This is a genomic window from Sphingomonas sp. PWP1-2 (genome assembly GCF_049898305.1).
Taxonomy (GTDB): domain Bacteria; phylum Pseudomonadota; class Alphaproteobacteria; order Sphingomonadales; family Sphingomonadaceae; genus Sphingomonas; species Sphingomonas glacialis.
Window position 1 is genome coordinate 965,765 of record NZ_JAFCXM010000001.1, and the last position, 21,875, is coordinate 987,639.

The 21,875-nt window shown below is 66.0% G+C and carries 20 protein-coding genes; 10 read left to right on the top strand and 10 right to left on the bottom strand.

Going from position 1 to position 21,875, the window contains the following annotated elements; translation table 11 throughout:
- Nucleotides 1-4: 4 nt before the first annotated feature.
- Nucleotides 5-925 (bottom strand): LysR family transcriptional regulator, encoded by a 921-nt coding sequence (locus ACP7C5_RS04735; protein ID WP_426263350.1) that lies wholly within the window; start codon nt 923-925, stop codon nt 5-7.
- A gap of 90 nt (nt 926-1,015) precedes the next feature.
- On the opposite strand from ACP7C5_RS04735, the gene ACP7C5_RS04740 reads away from it, so the two are divergent.
- Both ACP7C5_RS04740 and ACP7C5_RS04745 read left to right on the top strand, forming a co-directional pair.
- The gene (locus tag ACP7C5_RS04740; RefSeq protein ID WP_426263351.1) at nt 1,016-2,224 is read left to right on the top strand and encodes an MFS transporter; all 1,209 of its coding nucleotides are present in this window, start codon (nt 1,016-1,018) and stop codon (nt 2,222-2,224) included.
- 29 nt (nt 2,225-2,253) lie between these two features.
- On the top strand, nt 2,254-3,171 hold the full coding sequence (locus tag ACP7C5_RS04745; RefSeq protein WP_426263352.1) for a hypothetical protein: 918 nt from the start codon (nt 2,254-2,256) through the stop codon (nt 3,169-3,171).
- Nucleotides 3,172-3,211: 40 nt separating this feature from the next.
- On the opposite strand, the gene ACP7C5_RS04750 is transcribed toward ACP7C5_RS04745, so the two are convergent.
- A complete protein-coding gene (locus ACP7C5_RS04750; RefSeq protein ID WP_426263353.1) occupies nt 3,212-4,297 on the bottom strand; it encodes an alkene reductase in 1,086 nt (361 codons plus the stop codon).
- A gap of 28 nt (nt 4,298-4,325) precedes the next feature.
- Nucleotides 4,326-4,970, bottom strand: coding sequence for a DsbA family oxidoreductase (locus ACP7C5_RS04755; protein WP_354289034.1), 645 nt, complete (start codon nt 4,968-4,970; stop codon nt 4,326-4,328).
- Nucleotides 4,971-5,110: 140 nt separating this feature from the next.
- Here ACP7C5_RS04755 and ACP7C5_RS04760 point away from each other — a divergent pair, with 140 nt between their 5' ends.
- Together ACP7C5_RS04760 and ACP7C5_RS04765 are read left to right on the top strand one after the other, a co-directional pair.
- Nucleotides 5,111-5,536, top strand: a complete 426-nt coding sequence (locus ACP7C5_RS04760) for an organic hydroperoxide resistance protein (RefSeq protein WP_426263354.1) — start codon at nt 5,111-5,113, stop codon at nt 5,534-5,536.
- Nucleotides 5,537-5,553: 17 nt separating this feature from the next.
- Nucleotides 5,554-6,009 carry a MarR family winged helix-turn-helix transcriptional regulator gene (locus tag ACP7C5_RS04765; RefSeq protein ID WP_426263355.1) on the top strand — a complete coding sequence of 152 codons (456 nt, stop codon included), beginning with the start codon at nt 5,554-5,556 and terminating at the stop codon, nt 6,007-6,009.
- A gap of 4 nt (nt 6,010-6,013) precedes the next feature.
- On the opposite strand, the gene ACP7C5_RS04770 is transcribed toward ACP7C5_RS04765, so the two are convergent.
- The gene (locus ACP7C5_RS04770; protein WP_426263356.1) at nt 6,014-8,056 is read right to left on the bottom strand and encodes a putative bifunctional diguanylate cyclase/phosphodiesterase; all 2,043 of its coding nucleotides are present in this window, start codon (nt 8,054-8,056) and stop codon (nt 6,014-6,016) included.
- 232 nt (nt 8,057-8,288) lie between these two features.
- On the opposite strand from ACP7C5_RS04770, the gene ACP7C5_RS04775 reads away from it, so the two are divergent.
- The gene (locus ACP7C5_RS04775) at nt 8,289-8,924 is read left to right on the top strand and encodes an SOS response-associated peptidase (protein WP_189675580.1); all 636 of its coding nucleotides are present in this window, start codon (nt 8,289-8,291) and stop codon (nt 8,922-8,924) included.
- 121 nt (nt 8,925-9,045) lie between these two features.
- Here ACP7C5_RS04775 and ACP7C5_RS04780 read toward each other — a convergent pair whose 3' ends face one another.
- Complete coding sequence (locus tag ACP7C5_RS04780) at nt 9,046-12,225, bottom strand: efflux RND transporter permease subunit (protein ID WP_426263357.1); 3,180 nt, start codon at nt 12,223-12,225, stop codon at nt 9,046-9,048.
- Nucleotides 12,222-13,478: a TolC family protein gene (locus ACP7C5_RS04785; RefSeq protein WP_426263358.1), complete on the bottom strand. Its 1,257-nt coding sequence runs from the start codon at nt 13,476-13,478 to the stop codon at nt 12,222-12,224. The genes ACP7C5_RS04780 and ACP7C5_RS04785 overlap by 4 nt, the downstream gene beginning before the upstream one ends.
- A 208-nt stretch (nt 13,479-13,686) precedes the next feature.
- On the opposite strand from ACP7C5_RS04785, the gene ACP7C5_RS04790 reads away from it, so the two are divergent.
- The gene (locus ACP7C5_RS04790) at nt 13,687-14,343 is read left to right on the top strand and encodes a DNA starvation/stationary phase protection protein (RefSeq protein WP_322163077.1); all 657 of its coding nucleotides are present in this window, start codon (nt 13,687-13,689) and stop codon (nt 14,341-14,343) included.
- Nucleotides 14,344-14,389: 46 nt separating this feature from the next.
- Here ACP7C5_RS04790 and ACP7C5_RS04795 read toward each other — a convergent pair whose 3' ends face one another.
- Both ACP7C5_RS04795 and ACP7C5_RS04800 read right to left on the bottom strand, forming a co-directional pair.
- Complete coding sequence (locus ACP7C5_RS04795; RefSeq protein WP_426263359.1) at nt 14,390-15,670, bottom strand: DEAD/DEAH box helicase; 1,281 nt, start codon at nt 15,668-15,670, stop codon at nt 14,390-14,392.
- 148 nt (nt 15,671-15,818) lie between these two features.
- On the bottom strand, nt 15,819-16,049 hold the full coding sequence (locus tag ACP7C5_RS04800) for a hypothetical protein (RefSeq protein WP_133189044.1): 231 nt from the start codon (nt 16,047-16,049) through the stop codon (nt 15,819-15,821).
- A gap of 244 nt (nt 16,050-16,293) precedes the next feature.
- Here ACP7C5_RS04800 and ACP7C5_RS04805 point away from each other — a divergent pair, with 244 nt between their 5' ends.
- The 4 genes from ACP7C5_RS04805 to ACP7C5_RS04820 are packed head-to-tail and all read left to right on the top strand — an operon-like array spanning nt 16,294 to nt 20,565.
- Nucleotides 16,294-17,403, top strand: coding sequence for a DUF47 family protein (locus ACP7C5_RS04805; RefSeq protein WP_416194525.1), 1,110 nt, complete (start codon nt 16,294-16,296; stop codon nt 17,401-17,403).
- A gap of 8 nt (nt 17,404-17,411) precedes the next feature.
- A complete protein-coding gene (locus tag ACP7C5_RS04810; RefSeq protein WP_133189042.1) occupies nt 17,412-18,425 on the top strand; it encodes an inorganic phosphate transporter in 1,014 nt (337 codons plus the stop codon).
- Between the two features lie 53 nt (nt 18,426-18,478).
- Entirely contained in the window at nt 18,479-20,050 is a 1,572-nt protein-coding gene (locus ACP7C5_RS04815) for a cryptochrome/photolyase family protein (RefSeq protein ID WP_426263360.1), read from the top strand.
- Nucleotides 20,047-20,565, top strand: a complete 519-nt coding sequence (locus tag ACP7C5_RS04820; RefSeq protein WP_426263361.1) for a YdcF family protein — start codon at nt 20,047-20,049, stop codon at nt 20,563-20,565. The genes ACP7C5_RS04815 and ACP7C5_RS04820 overlap by 4 nt, the downstream gene beginning before the upstream one ends.
- Nucleotides 20,566-20,669: 104 nt before the next feature.
- Here ACP7C5_RS04820 and ACP7C5_RS04825 read toward each other — a convergent pair whose 3' ends face one another.
- Together ACP7C5_RS04825 and ACP7C5_RS04830 are read right to left on the bottom strand one after the other, a co-directional pair.
- Nucleotides 20,670-21,089, bottom strand: coding sequence for a globin domain-containing protein (locus tag ACP7C5_RS04825; RefSeq protein WP_426263362.1), 420 nt, complete (start codon nt 21,087-21,089; stop codon nt 20,670-20,672).
- Between the two features lie 576 nt (nt 21,090-21,665).
- The coding region (locus tag ACP7C5_RS04830) for a DDE-type integrase/transposase/recombinase (protein ID WP_426263363.1) at nt 21,666-21,875 on the bottom strand (210 nt) is incomplete at its 5' end.

The following is a 21,875-nucleotide window of genomic DNA, read 5'->3' on the forward strand; positions in this document are numbered from 1 at the left end:
CCGGTCAGGCGATCTCGAGGCCGGCGGTCAGCGCCTCGATCAGCGCATCGACCTTCGGACTGAGCTGGCGGCTGCGCGGCCAGACGAGATGCAGCGGCAGCCCGACCGTCGCCAGCTCGGGGAGGATTTCGATCAGTTCGCCGCGCGCGAGTTCGTCCTTGATCAGCCAGGTCGCCAGCTGCGCGACGCCGAAGCCCGCCTTGACCGCGCCGACCTGCGCCTCGGCGCTGCCGAGCACGATCCGCCCGTCCATCGTCCGCTGTTCGATCCCGCCCGCAGTATCGGCGAAGCGCCATGCGATCGTGCTGCCATCCGCGCGGCCGTAGAGAATGCAGTCGAGCGCGGCGAGCGCCTCGACCGAAGCCGGCGCCCCACGGCGCGCGAGATACCCGGGCGCCGCGCAGAAGATCACGCGCTCGCGCCCGAGATAGCGGTGCCCGAGATTGTCCGCCCAAACCTCCGAGCCGCCGATCCGGATCGCGACGTCGACGCTTTCCTCGAAGATGTCGACTACGCGATCGGTGAAGGTGACGACCGGGCGCACCCCGGGATGCTGTTCTGCGAAGGCGAGCAAGACCGGCATCACTTGCATCCGCCCGAATGCCACCGGCACGTCGAGCTTGAGCCGCCCGACGATCTCGGAGCGCTGCGCGGCGAGCACCGCCTCGGCATCCGCCAAGTCGCCGAGCACGCGCGCGCACGTTTCGTAAAAGGCCGCGCCGGCGTCGGTCAAAGCGAGCCGGCGCGTCGTGCGGTCGAACAAGCGGCTGCCGAGCCGCGCCTCGAGCCGCGCGACGCTCTTGCTGACCGCCGAGTTGGTAAGGTTGAGGCGTGCGCCGGCGGCGGTGAAGCTGCCGGCATCGGCCGCACAGACAAACGCTTCGATGCCCTTGAGACGCTCGGACGGAATCAACGTCATCTCCATTCTGGAATTTCTGTCGCACCATAGCGGAAAAAACGCCGTGCGACTGAACTTTCCGTCGCGCGTTAGAGGCGGCTGAACAGGAGCCTGCCCATGTCGTCCGTCGTCCATCCCCATCTCGCAGCGCCGCCCGCGGTACCATCGGCGGGGCGCGGGCTCGCGGTGCTGCTACTCGCCATCTCGGCGTTCGTGATCGTGACGACCGAGTTCATCATCGTCGGGCTGCTGCCGAGCCTGTCGCGCGATCTCGGGGTTTCGATCTCGACCGCGGGTCAACTCGTTACGCTGTTCGCTTTCACGGTGATGCTGGCGGGGCCGTTCCTGACGGCGCTGCTCTCGCATTTCGAGCGCAAGCGGCTGTTCGTCACGATCCTGGTGATCTTCGCCGGCGCCAACGCGCTTGCCGCGGCCGCGCCCGACATCTGGATTCTCGGTCTCGCGCGCTTCCTTCCCGCGCTCGCGCTGCCGGTGTTCTGGGGCACGGCGAGCGAGACTGCGGGCGAGCTCGCCGGGCCCGAAAAGGCCGGCAAGGCGGTCGCCAATGTCTATCTCGGGATTTCGGGCGCGATGGTGCTCGGCATTCCGATCGGCACGCTCGCCTCGACCGCGTTCGGCTGGCGCGGGACGTTCTGGGGGCTGGCGGGGCTGTCGCTGGTGATGGCGGTATTGCTGTTCGTGGTGATGCCGACGCTGGCGCGGCCGGCGCGCGTGAAACTCGCCGACCAGGCGCGGATCCTCAAGGACCCGTATTTCCTCGGCAATGTCGTGCTGTCGGTGATCGTCTTCACCGCGATGTTCACCGCCTATACCTATCTCGCCGACACGCTCGAGCAGATCGCGAAGATCCCGGTCGGGCAAGTCGGCTGGTGGCTGATGGGCTTCGGCGTCGTCGGGCTTGGCGGCAACTGGCTGGGCGGGCAGTTCGTCGGGCGTGGGCCGCTGATGGTGACCGCGGTCACGGCGCTCGTGCTCGCGATCGGCATGGCGGCGACGACGCTGGTGGCGGGCTCGCATCTCTGGCTCGCGGTGGCGATCGCGGTGTGGGGCGTCGCCAACACGGCGCTCTATCCGATCTGCCAGGTCCGCGTGATGCAGTCGGCGAGCCATGCGCAGGCGCTTGCGGGCACGCTCAACGTGTCGATGGCGAATGCCGGAATCGGGCTCGGCGCAATCATCGGCGGGTCGGTGATCCAGCATCTCGGGCTGGGGACGGTCGGTTATGTCGCAGCGGCCATCGCCGTGCTGGCCGCGATCGTCGCGGCGCTGGTCGGTCGGCTCAAGCCGGCGCGCGCCGCCGCATAAAGCCCCCACCGCTTTTCAGGAGTATCGTCATGCCCAAGGTTTCGATCACCACCGATTATGCCGCGCGCGATGCCGGCATCGCGATCAACAGCTACACCACCGTCCTGCGCCGCCCGCGCGTGCCGCACGACGTGTTTGCGACCTATTGGCGGGACGTCCATGGCCCGCTCTGCTCGCGTATTGCCGGGCTCGGCTGGTACGTTCAGAACCATTTCGACCGCGAGCAGGATGCGCATCTCTGGCCGGAAGTCGACGGGATCGCGCCGTTCCCCGACTATGAACTCGATGGTGGGGTCGAGATCGGCTTCTTGTCGGCGGACGATCAGGGCGTGTTCAACGCAGCGAGCTCGATCCTCTTCGCCGACGAGCAGAACATGTTCGCCGCGACCGTCGCATACGCTCTGCCGGACGGGTCGCGCACTTTGGTCGACCGCTTGCCCGACCCGGTTCCCAATGGCGATGACGGGATCGACCGGATCCACGTCCATTTCGGCGCGGCCGGGACCGACGCGAAGGCGTTCGGCGACTTCATGAGCAATTTTGCCGAAACGCTTGCGGCGGAGCCAGCGGTGCTGAAGCTGCGGCTGCATCTTCCGCAGACCTATGACAATGCCGAGCCGGCACCGCCCGCCCCCAATGTCGACCATCAGGTGCCGCCCGAGCGGACGACGATCGCCGTGGTCGAGATCGCGTTCGAGACGCCGATGACGCGGCGCGCCTTCTTCGAAACCGAAGCGTTCCGCGCGACGATGGACGCGCAGAAGGCGCATATCGCCTATGCGTCGGCGTTCGCGGTGAGCGGGGTCTACACCTATGTCCGCGACAAGACGCTGACCATTGCCGGACTGCGCGGCAGCCGCCCGGCGCAACTCATCGAGCGGCTCGGCGCGAACAATCAAGTCGCGGACGATGTCTGCGACCTGATCCGGACCAGCTCGCTCACCTAAATCCAACCGGGGCCGGCACTGCGCCGGCCCCGCCACCCCGTCAGGCGGTCTGCTCGGCGAGCGTCGGATAGTCGGTGTAGCCCTTCGCCCCACCGCCATAGAGCGTGGCCTGATCGATCGTGTTGAGCGGCGCATGCTGCTTGAAGCGCTCAACGAGATCGGGATTGGCGATGTACGGCTGCCCGAACGCGATCAGATCGGCAGCATTCGACTCGACTGCCTTGGTGGCGAGTTCGAGCGTGTAGCCGTTATTCGCCATATAGGTGTTGGCGAAACGGCGGCGCAGCGAGGCGTAATCGAACGGCGCGAAATCGCGATCGCCGCCCGTCGCACCCTCGATCACATGGAGATAGACCAAGTCCAGCGCGCTGAGGTGATCGACGATATAGTCGAAAAGCGGCTGCGGGTTGCTGTCCGAAACGCCGCTTGCAGGCGAGACCGGCGAAATGCGGATGCCGGTGCGATCGGCACCGATCTCGGCGACGACCGCCTTGGTCACCTCGAGCATCAGCCGTGCGCGGTTCTCGATGCTGCCGCCGTACGCGTCGGTCCGGTGGTTCGCGCCGTCCTTGGCGAACTGGTCGAGCAGATAGCCATTGGCGCCGTGGACCTCGACGCCGTCGAAACCGGCACGGATCGCGTTGGCGGCCGCGCGGCGGAAGTCCTCGACGATGCCGGGCATCTCGTCGAGCTCGAGCGCGCGCGGCGTCGAGGTGTCGACAAAGGCATTGCCGACGAAGGTCTTCGCCTCCGCGCGGATCGCCGAGGGCGCGACGGGGGCGCCGCCGTTGGGCTGGAGGTCGACATGCGAGATGCGCCCGACATGCCACAGCTGGAGGAAGATCTTGCCGCCTGCCGCGTGAACGCGGTCGGTCACGACGCGCCAGCCTTCGACTTGCGCATCGGTGTAGATGCCAGGCGTGTCCTGATAGCCCTGGCCTTGCTGCGAGACCTGCGTCGCCTCGGCGATGAGCAGGCCGGCGGTGGCGCGCTGTGCATAATAGTCGGCGGCGAACGGGCCGGGGACGAAGCCCGCCGCCGCGCGGTTGCGCGTGAGCGGGGCCATCACGATGCGATTGGCGAGCGGGATCGTGCCGAGCGTGTAGCTGTCGAACAGGGTAGCCATTTGTGTGTCTTTCGGTCGGTGAGGGGGATCAGGCGGCAGCGATTTCGCGGATCGCGCGCTCGAACAGTTCGGTCGGCTGGCCGCCCGAGATCAAGTGGCGATCGTTGATGATGATCGCGGGGACGGAGGAGATGCCGCGCGATTGCCAGAGCTGCTCGGCGGCGCGCACCTCGCGGGCATAGGCGTCGCTCTCCAGAATTTCCGCGGCGCGTGCCCGGTCGAGCCCGACCTTTTCGGCGAGCGCGACCAGGACGGCATGGTCCGAGGGATCCTGCTGATCGGTGAAATACGCCTGGAACAATGCGCGCTTGAGGTCTGCTTGCTTGCCTTCGAGCTCGGCCCAATGAAGCAAGCGGTGCGCGTCGAAAGTGTTGTAGATGCGGCTGTCAGCGCCCATCGCCATCGTGAAGCCGAGATCGGCGGCGCGTTCGCGGATCGTTGCGCGGTTGGCGGCGGATTGCTCGGGCGTCGCGCCATATTTCTCGGCGATATGCTCACCGATGTTCTGGCCGTCCTTGCCCATCTGCGGATTGAGTTCGAACGGCTGGAAGGTGATCTCGGCATCGACCACGTCGCTCGTCCGCGCGAGCGCGTCCTCGAGCGCGCGCAACCCGATGATGCACCACGGGCAGGACACGTCGGAAACGAAATCGATCTTCATTGGCTTGGGCATGGGGCACCATCTGCGGTTGGAGTGTTGAAAGGCGATGTGGGGACTGGGCGACGCAAAAACAGGGGCGGGAAATACTTGTGCTCAATTAAATCGCGCACAATATAAAAGCTCCTTTCGATCCTCACTTCAGGAGACCCACGATGAGCACGCTCTACAGCACCAAGGTAACCGCAGTCGGCGGCCGCAGCGGCACGATTCGCAGCGACGACGGCTTGCTCGACCTCCAGCTTGCGATGCCGACCGCGCTCGGCGGCAAGGGCGGCGCGACGAATCCCGAGCAGCTGTTCGCCGCGGGCTACGCCGCTTGCTTCGAAAATGCGGTGATCCATGTCGGCCGCAGCAAGCCGCAGAAGGTCAAGGATGACGATATCCTCGTCGTCGCAGAGGTCGGCCTGTCGCCCAATGCTTCGGGTGGCTTTGTCCTGTCGGTCGCACTCGACGTGACGATCACCGGGCTCGATCAGGCCGCTGCCGAGGCGCTCGTCGCGCAAGCGCATGCGGTGTGCCCCTATTCGAACGCGGTAAAGGGCAATATCGACGTCAAGATCACCGTCAACACCAAGTGACGCACACGGAGGCGGCGATGCGCGAAGACGACGATTTCCTGCGGCTCGACCGACAGGTCTGCTTCCCGCTCTACGCCGCCTCCAATCTGTTCGGCCGGCTGTATCGCCCCGTGCTCGCCGAGCTTGGGCTTACCTATCCGCAATATCTGGTGATGCTCGTGCTGTGGGAGCAGGCGCCGCAAAGCGTCGGCGCACTCGGCGAGCGGCTGCATCTCGATAGCGGCACGCTGACGCCGCTGCTCAAGCGAATGGAGAGCGCCGGGCTGGTGACGCGCCAGCGCGATGCCACCGACGAACGTCGCGTGTTGGTCGGCGTGACCGCACAGGGCGTGGCGTTGCGCGACGCCGCGCGCGCGGTGCCGCACACCTTGGCGAGCGGGCTCGGCCTGTCGGCGGCCGAACTTTCCGATCTCCGCGCGACGGTGCAGCATCTCGTCGGCGTTCTCGCGACCGCCGAGGCGGAGGTCTCCTAGCGGCTCAGCCCGCGAGCCGGTGCACGCCGTCGTCGCCCGGCGCGAGCGACCGCGCCTGCGAGTCGGCGACGAAGGCGAGGCACTGCGCCATCGGCATCGGGCGCGCGAGGTGATAGCCCTGCATCATCTGGCACCCGAAGGTCCGCAACATGCGCAGATCGTCGATGCTCTCGACGCCCTCGGCGGTCACGTCGATTCGCAGCGACTGGCCGAGGTTGAGCACCGCCTTGACCAGCACTTGATCGCCCGCCGAATCGGCAAGCCCCGAGACGAAGCAGCGATCGATCTTGAGGCTGTCGACCTTGAGCATGCGCAGCAGCGACAGCGACGAATAGCCGATCCCGAAATCGTCGATCGCGATGCGGATTCCCGCATTCGACAGCGCCATCAGCTTGCGTGCGCAATCGGCGGTGTCGAGTGCGGTCTCCTCGGTGATCTCGATCTCGAGCGCGGTGGGGGGCAAGCTGCGCTCCGCCAGCGCGGACAGGATCATCCGGTCGACCGGCAATTGCGACATTTCGCGCGGCGATACATTCATCGCGACGGTGACATGATCGACACCGCGCTCGCGAAGCGCCGCGATCATCGTGCAGACGCGGTCGAGGATCAGGTCCATCAGCGGCCGCGCGAAGCCCGCCTTGGCGGCGGTCGCCATCAGATCGGCGGGCATGATCCAGCCGAGCGTCGGATGCTGCCAGCGCACCAGTGCCTCCAGCCCGAAGACCCGGGTGCCGCCATCGCCGAACATCGGCTGGAACCACACGTCCACTTCAGCCCGGATCAGCGCCGCGGGCAGATCGCGCTCGATGTCGCGGCGCAGGTCGAGCGTGCTGCGCAGATCGTCGCCGAACACGTGGCAGCGATTCCGCCCTGCCCCCTTGGCTGCATACAGCGCGAGATCGGCGCACGACAACATCTCGGGCATCTCGCTGTCGTGCGTCAAATGCAGCCCGACGCTCAGCCCGACACGCGCCACCGTGCCGAAGGTCGGGTAGGGCGCCGCCACCGCGCCGATCAGCCGGTCGGCGAGATCGAGCGGCGGGGTGAGCGCGGCGTCGGCCGCGAGCAGGACGGCGAACTCGTCGCCACCCCAGCGGCTGATGAGGACATCGTCAGGCAATTCGCGACACAGCCGTTGCGCCACCTCGACCAGTACCTCGTCGCCGATCTTGTGACCGAACACGTCGTTGATCGCCTTGAAGCCGTCGAGATCGAGCAGCATCAGGCAGAAGGGCGGCTTGGCCCGCTCCATCTGCGCCGCAGCGGCGCGCAGGAAACCGGCACGATTGAGCAAGCCAGTCAGATGGTCATGGTCGGCGCGGTGGCGCATCTCGCTCGCGGTGCGCTGCGCGCTGGCATTCGCGGATTCGAGCGAGCTGTTGAGCGTCGCCATGCAGTGCGTCAGCGCGCTGGCGCGGCGGAAGGTCGCCTCGGCCTGCCGCGCGGTGGCGACCAACGCCGCCCAATACAGCACCATCGTCGCCGCGAGCATCGTGCGATCGAACCCGCCGACCGCGAGCAGCGCGATCGCGGTCGAAACGATCGGCGGCGTGATGAAGGCGATCGGCACGCGCGCGCACGCCCCGCCATGCGACACCGCGCCGGCGGTTATGCCGCAGCCGACCGCGAGAAAGAACAACGATTGCTGCGTCGTGTAGAGCGCGCACAGCCACGGCAGCGTCGCCCACGCGCACCCCGACGCGAGCGTGACGACCCACAAGGCGCGGAGCTGGCGTTCGACGGCCGCGGGGGTGACGGGCGGTGTTGCCGCGCTGCGCCGACCTCGCGTGCGCCACTGCAAGACACCGCGTGCGATATTGACGCTCAACGATGCAGCGAGCCAGAGCAGTGCCATGCGCGTGGCGCCGGCGTGCCACGCGACGGCGGCGCAGAGCAGGGTGAGCAGGACGTTGATCGGCAGCGCGATCGCCACGCTGCGCTGCGCCTCGACCAGCTGATCGACCCGGACGCGCCAGTCCGAGCACGACGCTTCCCCAAAGGCTGACGATGCGCCGGGAGATTCGCCGGATAGAGTGGTATCGACCATGACTGCCCCTTGCACGCTATCCGTAACGATCGGGTAAAAATGGCGGCTGGCTGCGGGATGTTCCGGAAGCGATACCACTGCCGACCGCACAAGATCGGAGTGGAGACGTGGCGTGCAGGTGGATTGATCGCCGCCTAGCGGTTGCTTAGATGGCGGGACGCGGTAGCCTATGGCGCGCTCCCCCAGGGGCGAGGTGTCGGCCCTTTAGCCCAATCCACCGGAGCGACCGACGATGTGCAACCGCGCCCGCCTCAGCTACGAGCCCGAAACGCTCCACACGCACCTCGCGACGGTGTTCGAACCCGAGCGCCCGCTCGACAATCGTTTCAACCCGCGCGAGCTGATGCCGCGTGGGCGCGCGTATGTCGTGCGCGAGGAGGCCGGGCGACGCGGGCTCGATATCATGGCGTGGGACGTGCTCGGCGGCGCGGCGGCGTGGCCGATGACCAACGTCCGCAATCTCGGCCTGTCGCAGTGGCGTGCGCTCGCCGCCAGCCCCGAGAACCGCTGCCTCGTCCCGCTCAGCGAATTTTGCGAATGGACGCCCGACGCGCAGGATCTCGGCGACGGCAAGAAGCCGCTCAAGGGCGAGATGTGGTTCCAGGTGACCGACCAGCCGCTGTTCTGCGTCGCTGGGTTCTGGCAGCGTACCGCCAAGGGCAACGGCTTCACGATGGTGACCTGCGACCCCAACCCGCTGGTCGCGCCGATCCATCCCAAGGCGATGGTCACGATCCTCGCGCCCGAGGATCATGAGCGCTGGCTGCGGGGCAGCTATGACGATGTGGTCGCGCTGCAGCGCCCGTATCCGGCGGAGCGGATGACGGTGCGCGGGCCGGTGTTCCCGACGCGGCGGAACGAGACGTAGCCATCCCCCCGCCGTCACCCCGGCCTTGTGCCGGGGTCCACCGTGATCCACATACTGCCGGTTCAGCGTACGCGGCACGGTGGGCCCCGGCACGAGGCCGGGGTGACGGCGGGGGGTGGGATCAGTCGGCCGCCACCTCGTCCTTGGGCTTCGCCTTGCCAGCGTCGCGGATCAACCACCGATACAGGCTCGGCAGCAGCACCAGCGTCAGCAGCGTCGAGGTGACGATCCCGCCGATCACAACTGTCGCCAGTGGCCGCTGCACCTCCGCACCTGCCCCACTCGCGATCGCCATCGGCACGAAGCCGATCGAGGCGACCAAAGCAGTCGACAGCACCGGCCGCAATCGATCACGCGCGCCTTGACGCACCGCGTCGTCGACCGGAAGCGCATCGCCGTCGCGGCCGTCGCGCAGGCTGTTGATATGATCGATCAGCACCAGCCCGTTGAGCATCGCGATCCCCGACAGCGCGATGAAACCGATCGCCGCGGTGATCGAGAAGGGCATCCCGCGCAGCCACAGCGCCAGCACGCCGCCCGTCACCGCGAACGGAATGCCGGTGTAGACGATCGCCGCCTCCTTCACGCTGCCGAGCGCTGCATAAACCAGCAGGAAGATTAGGATCAGCGCGGCGGGCACGACGATCGACAACCGCTTCTGCGCCGCCTCGAGCTGATGGAACTGCCCGCCGAATTCGATGCGATAGCCTGGCGGCAGCTTGACCTGCTGCCCGACCTCGGCGCGCGCCTTTTTGACATAGCCTGCAAGATCGCTGGTCTTGAGATTGACCATCAACGCTGCACGGCGCTTGCCGCCGTCGTGCAGGATCGGCTCGACCGCGCGGATCGTCCGCAAGTGCGCGACGCGTGACAGCGGCACCATGCCGTATTCGCCGACGCGCAGCGGGAGCGCGAGGATCGAAGCGGGATCCGCACGCAGATCCTCCTTCATCCGCACGACGATCATGTGGCGTGCTTCCTCGTGCGGGATGAAACCCTCCTCGGTGCCGGCGATCGCATCGGTGATCGCCTTGTTGACCTCGGCGGTGCCGAGCCCGAGCCGGTTGAGCGCGGCATGATCGAGCTCGACGACGATGCTCTTCGGCCGCCCGGCGGTCTCGAACTCGACACCAGCCGTGCCGGGTTGCTTCTCGAGAATCGCCTTGGCCTGCTTGGCGGCCTTTTCGAGCACGTCGTAATCTTCGCCGAACACCTTGACCGAGACGTCGGCGCGGACGCCCTCGAGCATCTCGTTGAAGCGCATCTCGATCGGCTGGGCGAATTCGAAGGTCTGGCCCTTATAGACCTTCCGCCCGATCTTCTCGATGCCTGCGACCAGCTCTTCCTTGGTCTTGGGCTTGCCGTCGCCGGTCGGCCAGTCCTTGAGCGGCGCGTAGAAGATGTAGAGATCGTTTTCGTTCGGCGGCATCGGATCGGTCGCGACTTCGCTCGTGCCGATCCGCGAGAAGGTGTGCGTCACCTGCGGGAATTGGCGCTTGATCTGGCGCTCGGTTTCCTTCTCGATCGCCAGGCTGCGGTCGAGCGACATGCCGACCGGACGATAGACCATCGCGGTGATCGCGCCCTCGTCGAGCTGCGGGGTGAATTGCGAGCCGAGCGTGCGGAAGACGAGGAACGTCCCCGCCAGCAGGATGAGCGCGCCGAGCACGAGCAGCTTGGGATGCGCGAGCGCGCGCTCGAGCACGGGGACATAGCCGCGTTCGGCATAGCCGATCAGCCCCGTCTTGCCGCCGTCGCCGGCTTCGCCAGCGGGCGCGCGCAGCAGCCAGGCGGCAAGCGCGGGGACGATCGTGAAGGTCCAGATCAGCCCGGCGAAGATCGCGAGCATCACTGCTTGCGCCATCGGCTGGAACAGCTTGCCCTCGACCCCGCCGAGGCTGAGCACGGGTACATAGACCAGCGCGATGATCACGATCCCGAACAGCGTCGGCCGCGCGACCATCTTGGCCGCATCGGCGACGGTCTGGCGGCGTTCCTCAGGCGTCAGATCCTCGCCCTTGTCGCGCCGTCGCTCGGCGAGCAGCCGCAGGCTGTTCTCGATCACGACGATCGACCCGTCAACGATCAGTCCGAAATCGAGCGCGCCGAGACTCATCAAATTGCCCGACACGCCGATCGCGGTCATGCCCGAGACGGTTACGAGGAAGGCGAGCGGGATGACCAGCGCGACGATCAGCGCCGCGCGCCAATTGCCCATCACGACGAGCAAGACGAGCGCGACGAGCAGCGCGCCTTCGCCGAGATTGTGTTCGACCGTCGAGATCGCGCGGTCGACCAGATCGGCGCGGCTATATTGCCGGTCGAGCACCATGCCCTTGGGCAGCGCCGCCTGGATGTCGGGCAACGCATCCTGCACGCGCAATGCGACTTCGCGGCTGTTCTGCCCGACGAGCATCATCACCGTGCCGAGGACGGTCTCGCGCCCGTTCTGCGTTGCCGCCCCCTGGCGCGGGGCCGAGCCGATCACGACGTTCGCCAGATCGCGGACCTGCAGCGGCAGCACGCCGGCGGCGAACTTGACCGGGATCGATCCGATCTCGGTCGCATTGGTGACGCGCGCCTTGGTCAGCACGGTGAAGCGCTCGGGCCCGCGCACGATGATCCCGCCGCCGGCATTCTCGACATTCTTGCCGACGGCATCGGCGAGTTCGCCCGCGGTCACGCCGTGCATCGTGAGGCGTGCGGGATCGGGCTGGACGACGAACTGCTGCTCCATCCCGCCGTTCGAATTGACGTCGGCGACGCCGGTGACCGCGCGCAGCATCGGGCGGACGGTATATTCCTGCGCCTCGTAGAGCTCCATTAACTGGCGCTGCGCGTCATAATCCTTGGGCGGATTCTTCCATTCGAGCGTGTAGTAATAGATTTCGCCCAAGCCCGTCGTGATCGGCGCCATTTGTGGCGTCGCACCCGGCGGAAGCTGATCACGCACCGCCTGGATTCGCTCGGCGACGAGCTGGCGCGCGCGCAGCTGGTCGGTCCCGTCCTTGTAGAGCAAAGTGACCTGGCTCAGCCCGGTCTTGGTCAGCGAGCGCGTTTCCTGCAGGCCTGGCTGGCCCGCCATCGCCCGCTCGATCGGCAGCGTCGCGAGCCGCTCGATCTCCTCGGGCGCGAGCGAGGGGACCATCGTGTTGATCTGGACCTGGACGCCGGTGATGTCGGGAATCGCGTCGATCTTGAGCGCAGAATAGGCGCCCATGCCGAGCATCGCGACGATCGCGGTGACGATCGTCACCGCCAGCCGGTGACGCGTCACCAGCGCGAGCAACCAGCCGATCATCGCGCGAGCGCGGTCCCGCCGTTGAGCGCGCGCAACTGGAGCAACGCCTCGAGCGCCTCGCGCCGCGTATCGAGCACGGCGTTGGTCGCCTCGATATAGGATTGCTGCATCTGCATATAGACCTGCAGCGGGATCGCGCCGAGCCGATAGTTGCGGTCGGCGTCGGCGGCGGCATCGGCAAAGCCCTGCGGCGTGCTGCCCGACCATTGGCCGAGCGCCTTGCGCTTGGCCTCATATTGCGCGGCCTGGTCGAACACGTCGCGCTCGATCCGGCGCTCGGCGTTGATCAGCGTGGCATTGGCCTGCGCCTGGCGGCCTTGTTGCGCGGCGACGTCGCCCGCCTGCCGATTCCATACCGGCAGCGTGGTCGACAGCCGCACACCGTAATTTGTCTCGCGAATGTCGGAGCGGGCGCGGTCGTAATACGGACCAACGCCGACGATCGGGATTCGTGACTTGCGCGCAAGATCGACGCGCAGACCCTGCTGCTCGAACTGCGCGCGCAGCGACTTCAATTCGAAATTGTTGGCGGCGGCACTCGCCGCAAGCGCTGCGCCCGAGGGGAGATCGGGTAGACGCATGTCGGGGCGGATGACCCGAATACGCGCCGCGAACGGTGCACCGCGCAACTGATTGAGCTCGTACAGCGCCGAATTCGCCTCGGCATCGGCCATCGCCGCGGTGCGCTCGGCGGTGATCGCGCCGGCCTGGAGCGATGCCGCTTCGAGCCGTGGGGCAGGGCCGGCGGGATCGCGTGCGACGAGAACGCGCGAAAGGTCGCGCATCCGTGCGGCGACGGTCCGTGCGGTGGCGGCCTTTTCGTCGGCGGCGAACAGTCCGTACCCGAGCGAGCGAGCCCGCGCGGCCAGCGTCGCGTCGAACTGCTGGAGACCGATCTTGGCAAGGTCGATCTGCCGCTCGGCGATCGCGCGACGCAGCGCGATCCGCCCGCCGAATTCGATCGGCTGGACGATCGAGACGGCATAGGTTTGCCCGTCGCCGAGCAGCGCGCCGGTGGTGCGGTCGTTCGCACTCCGCTGGCCAAATTCGACCACGGCCTCGGGGTCGGCCCAGCGCCCGGCGGCGGCTCGTTCGACGCCGGCGGTCTCGATCTGGCGCTGATAGAATTGCCGCTCGGGATTGTTGGCGATCACATCCTGCGCGAGCCGGTCGAGCGACATCCCCGTCGTCTCCTGCGCTGCCGCCAACGCTGGCGTAGCGGCGAGCACCACCGCGAGGACAAGATTCCGCATGCTACTTCCTTCAGACCGAGCTGCACCCGTTAGCGGCGCGAGCGCTCGCGTCGACTAAACACGAGTTCAGACAGAAGGGTCCGCTGTGGTCCAGTGTCGCCTCGCAGCAAAGCTGAAAGCGAATTTAGACAACCCTTCGACCCGACGACCGTTGAGCGTGCCGAGCGAGACGCGGTGGCGTCTCGAGTGCTCGATCGAAAGGACTTCCATGCGTTCCATCCTACTCGCCACGGCGGCGCTCCTGTGTGCGTCACCCGCGTTGGCCCAGACCCAGCCGCAGACCGGCCCGTTCCCGCTCAACAGCGTCACCGACCGCGTTCATGCGGGGCCGCAGGGCGAGGGGCTGCGCGCTTCGACCCAGGCGCTCCAGCAGACGCTGACCGAACTCCAGCAGCTCCAACTCGAGACCAAGCAGGCGCATTGGAACGTCTCGGGCACCTTGTTCTACCCGCTGCACGAACTGCTGCAGGAGCATTACGAAGGCGTCGCAAAATATGCCGATGAAGTCGCCGAGCGGCTGCAGGGGATCGGCGTCTCGTCGGACGGTCGCGCCAACACGATCATCCGCACAAGCCGCATCCCTGAATTCCCGGGCGGTTTTGTCGACGATGCGCAGGTCATCCAGTGGTTCGCGCAATATTACCGGGTGACCAGCGACGAGATCGCGCAGGGGATCAAGGCGACCAACGACACCGATCCGACCACGTCGAACCTGCTGCAGGAAGTCCAGCACGCGATCGACAAATATCAGTGGCAGATGCGCGCGATGATTCAGTCGACACCGACCGATTCGAACACCGGCGCCGATCTCAACGGCGGCCGCCCGCTCGCGCCCACCGGACGCCCGAGCGCACCGGTTCAATAAGCGCAAAGGGCGGGAGCGCGTCTGGCGCTGCCGCCCCAAGCACGGCTCAGGCGGCCTTCGCCGCCATCCGCGCGGCGGCCTTTTCCTCTTCGGTCCAGATCTTCCGCTCGCGCTCCTTGGGCGCCTTGACTTGCTTGACCGGGCCGCCGCCGAGCACCGGCGCGCGCTTGGTCGAGTGGCGCGCAATTTCGCAATGCCATTGGTGATCGTCCTGGACGGTCAGCGTCTGGCCGATCTCGCGTTCGACATCGTGGAGCCAGGCGCGCTGCTCGGCGTCGCACAGCGTGATGGCGTAGCCGCTGCGCCCGGCACGGCCGGTGCGGCCGATGCGGTGGACATAGCTTTCGGGCAAGCTCGGCAGATCGTGGTTGAAGACGTGCGTCACGGTGTCGACGTCGATCCCGCGCGCGGCGATATCGGTCGCCACCAGGACTTGCACCGTGCCCGCGCGGAACGCATCGAGCGCGCGTTCGCGCTGGCCTTGCGACTTGTTGCCGTGGAGCGCCTCGGCGGTGATGCCGCCTTCGCTGATGAACGCGCACACTTCGTTGGCGATATTCTTCTGCAGCGTGAAGACGACCGCCTGGCCCATGTCGGGGGTCCGCAGCAAGTCGAGCAATGCCGCCTTTTTGTTGGCGGCATCGAGGAACATCACCGACTGTTCGATCCGCTCGACCGTTGTCGAGGGCGGGGCGATCTCGACCTTTGCCGGATCGCGCAGCAAGCTATCGGCGAGCGCGGTGATCGACTTTGGCATGGTTGCCGAGAACAGGAGGGTGTGGCGCTCGGTCGGCATGGTCGCGACGATCTGCGCGATCGGCTTGGCAAAGCCCATGTCGAGCATCTGGTCGGCCTCATCGAGCACCAGCGCCTCGAGCGTGGACAGGTCGCATTCGCCCTGCTCGATCAGATCGAGCAAGCGCCCCGGTGTCGCCACGATGATGTCGACGCCGGCCTCGAGCGCCTTGACTTGGTGGAACGCGCTGACGCCGCCGAAGATCGTCGTGACGCGCGGCTTCAGATCGCGACCGAAATTTTCGAACCCTGCGGCGATCTGCGACACGAGTTCGCGCGTCGGCGCGAGCACGAGAACGCGTGCGCCGCGCGCAGGTGCGGGGCGGGGATCGGCGGCGAGGCGATGGAGCAGCGGCAGCGCGAAGGCAGCGGTCTTGCCGGTACCGGTCTGCGCCATGCCGAGCATGTCGCGGCCCTGCAGCAGCAGCGGGATCGCGCCGGCCTGGATCGGGGTCGGCGTGGCATAGCCGAGGTCGGCGAGGCTGCGCAGCAGGAAGGGCGCCAGAGCGAGATCGGCGAAAGTCATGGTCATGGGCACGCGGCGCCTCCGGCGCTGAGCAAAGCTGCGCCTGATCGGGCTTAGCGAGGTTGGGAGCGCGGGCTGGTAGGTGCGATGCTGCACTGCGTCAATCTCGAACATCGCAGGCGGGGACGGGTAAGGCCGCAATGTCGTGTCCGCTTTATTGAAGCTCCAAAGCGCGGATCGCTTTCCCCGCGATCGTCTGTCCCGACACGCTGATCGAATAGCGCCACAGCTCTTCATCGGGATCGGTCATCGCGATGCGGATCATCTTGGCCAGAGGGCCGTCGCCGATCTGTTCGAGCACGGCCCGCTCGATCTCGTCGGGCCATTCGGCGCGCGAGCGAAACAGGACGGCAGGCTCGGACGGCGACAGGGACCGCGCAGTCATGGGATTCGCATCTTTTGCTGCTCTGCTCCTGGACCGTTTCCGACGAACGGCTTGGCCCGACATCGCCGGAGCGCACGCGAGACGCAAGTCTGCGGTGGAATATGCGTCGATTCGGCGGTAGCGAGCGATCGTCGTGCGACCCATCCAACCGCAGCGACGATGCCGCCCATGGGATTGGCGGCGTCGTGGCGGTCCGATACGGGGGTGCAACAAAGGGAGCCTGATCATCCGCCAGATTGCAGCACTGCCCTATCGCACCGAAGGGACCAGAATCGACGCGCCCGTGCGCGTGTTGCTGGTCACCTCGCGCGAAAGCAAGCGATGGGTCATTCCGAAGGGAAATCCGATGACCGGGATGGCGTCCCACCGGGCCGCCGCGGTCGAGGCAGAGGAGGAGGCCGGCGTCAGCGGGCTCGTCTGCCCGACCCCGCTCGGATCGTACCGCTATCGCAAGCGCAAGGGCAACGGCGCCTCGCTGATGCTCGATGTCGACGTCTTCCCGTTGGCGGTGACGCGCGAGCACGACGTGTGGAAGGAACAGTCGCAGCGCGAACGTCGCTGGTTCTCGCTCCCCGACGCCGCGGACGCGGTCGATGAAAGCGATCTGCGCGATCTCATCCGCTCGTTCGGCCCCGCCGAATTCAAGACCGCCGCAGAGCGCAAGGGTGTGCTTGCGGCCGTTGCCAAAACTACGAAAGTCCGTCCGATGTTCGCTTGGTTCCAACGCCTCCTGCCGCGCACCGGCAATTTCTTCGAGCTGTTCGAAGCGCACGCCGTCGCGATCGGCGCCGCGGCCGACGCGGTCGCGCGGTTGCTGCGCAACGGCACCGGCGGCGCCGCCGACCATATTCGCGAAGTGATCGAGCGTGAGCACGACGCCGACGACATCACGCGCGAGATGCTGCTGACGGTGCGGCGGACCTTCCTCACGCCGTTCGATCGCGGCGCGATAACGAGCCTGATCGGCGCGATGGACGATTCGATCGACGAGATGCAGGCCGCGGTGCAAGCGATCGACCTGTACGAGGTCGCGCACTTCACCCAGGAAATGACCGACATGGCCGCGATCATCGTCGATGCCGCGCGGCTCACCGCCGAGGCGATGCCGCTGCTGCGCGACGTTGGGAGGAATGGCGGGCGGCTGCACGAACTGACCGAGCGGATGGTCCGCATGGAGAGCCAGGCCGACGCGATCCACGCCAACGGCGTAAAACGCGCGTTCAAGGAACTCGGGGCGAGCGACACGCTCGGCTTCATCGTGCAACGCGAGGTGTACAAGCATCTCGAACGGATCGTCGCCGCCTTCAAACACGTCGCCAACGAAATCGATGGCATCGTCATCGATCACGCCTGACCAGATCGATGTACACCTTAGCCTTGCCCTTGCTGATCGGCCTGATCGCCGTCGCGCTCGCGTTCGACTTCCTCAACGGGTTGCACGACGCGGCGAATTCGATCGCGACGGTCGTGTCGACGCGGTTGCTCAAACCCGTCCATGCCGTGCTGTTCGCAGGCTTCTTCAACTTCGCCGCCTATTTCCTGACGATCACCTTTCCGAGCCTGCACGCGGTCGCCTCGACGATCGGCAAGGGGCTGATCGCGCAGGAACTGGTGACCCCGGCGGTGGTGTTCGGCGCGCTGGTCGGCGCGATGTTCTGGAACGTCGTGACCTGGCTCAAGGGCATTCCCTCGTCGTCGAGCCACGCGCTCGTCGGCGGGATGATCGGGTCGGGGGTCGCGCATGCGGGCATCACCGGGGTGCAGTGGAGCGGACTCAACAAGACGCTGATCGCGATCGTGCTGTCGCCGGTGCTCGGCATGATCCTGTCGATGCTGATCATGCTGGTGTCGAGCTGGCTGTTCAGCCGCGCCACGCATCGCACTGCGGAGCGCTCGTTCCGCGCGCTGCACTTGATCTCGTCGGGCACCTATTCGCTCAGCCACGGGCTCAACGATGCGCAGAAGACGATGGGGATCATTACCGTCCTGCTGTTCTCGACCGGCTATCTCCACGGCGATTTCGAAGTGCCGCATTGGGTGGCGATCAGCTGCTACGTCGCGATGGGGCTCGGCACGCTGACCGGCGGGTGGAAGATCATCGAGACGATGGGCTCGCGCATCACCAAATTGTCGCAGCACCAGGGGTTCAGCGCCTCGCTCGGCGGGTCGGTGATGGTGTTCGCGGCGTCGCTGCTCGGTATTCCCGTCTCGACGACGCATACGATCACGGGCTGCATCATCGGCGCGGGCGTCGCCAGGCGCGCGTCGGCGGTGCGGTGGGGCGTCGCGCAGAACGTGCTGGTCGCGTGGATCATCACGATCCCGGCCTCGGCGGCGGTCGGCGCCGCCTTCTACATGCTGACGACGCTGTTCTGAGCGTCGAATCGCGGCGTGGTGCATCCCGGCGCGATGCCGGACGTTGGAGTGCGATGACAATCCTCGTTCCGATCCTCGGCGACCAACTGTCGCACACCATCGCCTCGCTGCACGGCGTGCCGAAAGACGGCACCGTCGTTCTGCTGATGGAGGTCGCCGACGAGACGACCTATGTCCGCCACCACAAGCGCAAGATCGCGCTGATCTTTTCCGCGATGCGGCACTTTGCCGATGAACTGCGCGCCGCGGGATGGAGCGTCGATTACATCCGGCTCGACGATCCCGAAAATAGTGGGAGTTTCTCGGGCGAAGTCGCGCGCGCGGTCGATCGGCATCGGCCGAGCGCGATCCGGATCGTCGAGCCCGGCGAATGGCGCGTGCGGACGATGATCGACGGTTGGGCCGAGCGGTTCGGGCTTCGCGTCGACGTGCTGATCGACGATCGCTTCATCTGCGGCATCCTCGAATTCCAGACCTGGGCGCAGGCGCGCAGCGAGCTCGTGATGGAATATTTCTATCGCGAGATGCGCCGCAAGACCGGCCTGCTGATGACGCCCGGCGACAAGCCCGAGGGCGGCCGCTGGAACCTCGACAAGGACAATCGCGCACCGCCCAAGCGCGGGCTCAATTATCCCGAGCCAATGCATTTCGCGCCCGACGAAACGACGCAGGCGGTGATGGCGCTGGTCGCCGATCGCTTTGCCGAGCATTTCGGGCGGCTGGAGCAGTTCGCGTTGCCGGTGACCGCCGCGCAGGCGCGCGAGGCGCTCGCGCATTTCGTCACGACCGCGCTCCCCGATTTCGGCACATATCAGGACGCGATGGTGACGGGGCAGGACTGGCTCTACCATAGCTGGCTCAGTCCCGCGCTCAATCTCGGGCTGCTGACCCCGCTCGAGGTCGCGCAGGCCGCCGCCGACGCCTATGCCGCGGGGAGCGTTCCGCTCAATGCGGCGGAGGGGTTCATCCGCCAGATCATCGGCTGGCGCGAATATGTCCGCGGTTATTACTGGCTCGAGATGCCCGACGTCGCAGCCGCTAACGCGCTCGAGGCGACACGGCCGCTGCCCGATTTCTACTGGACCGGCGACACGCAGATGCTGTGCCTCGCCGAGGCGGTGCGCAACACGCGCGACAATGCCTATGCGCATCATATCCAGCGGCTGATGGTGCTCGGCAATTTCGCGATGCTCGCCGGCGTGCGGCCGCAGGACGTCGCCGACTGGTTCCTCGTCGTCTATGCCGATGCCTATGAATGGGTCGAACTGCCCAACGTGATCGGCATGAGCCAGCACGCCGATGGAGGCCGGCTCGCAACCAAGCCCTATGCCGGGGGCGGCGCGTATATCGACCGGATGTCCGACCATTGCGGCAAATGCCGCTACGACGTGAAGAAGAAGGTCGGGCCCGACGCTTGCCCGTTCAATGCGCTGTATTGGGATTTTCTCGCGCGGCACGAACGTCTGTTCGGGCGCAATCACCGCATGGCGAACATGTACGCGACGTGGAACCGGATGAAGCCCGAGGTGCGCGATTCCTATCGCGCAAGTGCGCAGGCTTTCCTCGCGACGCTGGTACCAGCGGCGAAGGGGTGGGCGCGGGGTAGCGGATCGGACGCGCGATGACGATCGACAGACCTGAGGCGCCCGCGCGCACCCTCGTCGTGGTGTTCGGGGCTGCCGTGCGGGCCGATGGGACGGCCAGCCCCGCACTCTTGCGCCGCGTCGGTTATGCCGCTGCGGTTGCCGAAGCGGATCCGCGCACCGACCTGTTCCTCTCGGGCGGGGTGGGGACCTATCCACCGTCCGAGGCGGCGGTGATGGCCGAACTGCTGCACGGCACCGTCGCGCGCGATCGGCTGATCCTCGATGACGTCAGCGCGGACACGCTCCAGACGGTTCGCGCGGCCGCGAGCTACGCGCGGCGTCACGGCTATACGGCGATCCGGACTTGTACCGATGCGTACCACCAGCCCCGCGTGCGGATGCTGTTTGCGTTGCTGGGCCTTGCCAGCCGTCCAGTGCGGATGGTCGCGCGCGGGCCAAGGCCGTTGCAGGCCAAGATGTGGATGCGCGAGGCCGCGGCGATCCCCTACGATATGATCGCAGGCGTGAATGCGGCTTGGCGCCATCGCCGTTGATGAGGGGAAGGCTATCGCGGTCGGTGTCCAGCCCGCGATCGTGTCGGTCTACGCGCCGGGCAGGATGGCCGATGCAGGCGTGCGAGCGACCCTGGCGTTCTGCGCTAATGTCCTGTGCTGGACTCCGATATCATGATGGCCGCGGTCTCCGCATATAGCGCTTCCCAAGCTTTACGGGCCTCCGAAGTGAAACGGCTCTCCAGAATTTCTGCGAACGTATCGATCAGCACGGCTCCGACGATCGCATATTGGTATGTGTCGACACCGTACTGAACATGCTGTCTGGCCAAGGTCGCCAAGGTCGGACGCATGCGTGCAAGGTCAGCGATGTTTTCGACCAAGACATCGATGGTTTGCTTGAACACACTCGTTTTGTGCGCCAATTCGTCAGGAAATAGCGCGCGTACGAACGGATGCTTCAGGAATAGCTGGTGATAGAAGAGGATAGAATACGGTTCGGAATGCTTGCAAATCAGCGAGTAGCTTTCCTTCACGAGCTGAACCTGCTCTAGGGTTAAAGCCACCTTCGCTGCTCCCTGGTGGTTATATCGTTCGATATTCCATCATTTCAGTGTCCGATTACCCCGCTGCCATCTTGACCCGCCAAGCTCGCAGCCTGGCAGAGAAACATGGTGCAGCACAATCTTGCGCGTCAATGATCTAGATCAAGTTCAACCCGATAGAGTGCCGATGCTTTGGGGGTACTTTTGGGTAACAGGCAGCGATTGGTAGCCATCAATAGACGGGCGGTGAGAGCACATGCGCGCGTACGATTATCCCCAGTGCCAAGCATGGTAATGGATCAAACTGTTGATTTGTGGTCAAATCGGCGGTTATTTCAGAGATGGCCAATCCCGCCGAGGTCTCTCACGGCTGAGAGATTTTTTCGGAGCATCCCAGTCGCGGCAATACAGAGGGCGATCACTCCTCAATGGTGGACCGCCGACGGCAAAATCGGTTGCTCAGCCGCTAACGTATTCGCGCCAGCGCCTCGACTGGTGCGGCCTTTAAGCAAGGCGATTACAGAAAAAATGGCGGTGATGTCAGTCTAACGCGAACCGCTCTCTCCACGATGCAGGTCGGGCTTTTGTAAGGTGCCGCTATGCCATGACCGATTGCCACTCAGCCTGGGCGGCTGAGCGGCGTTCCTTGTAGGTCTTGCGGTCGACGAGGTGACGTTCGAGATTGAAGTGATTGTGGACGTTGGCATGGACCGAGGCGAATTTCTGTAGGGTCTTCATTTGCCTGAATCTTAGCATTGCCCGCTCTCGTCGTCGAAAGGGCAGGTGGCTATTTTCGACCCGATTGTT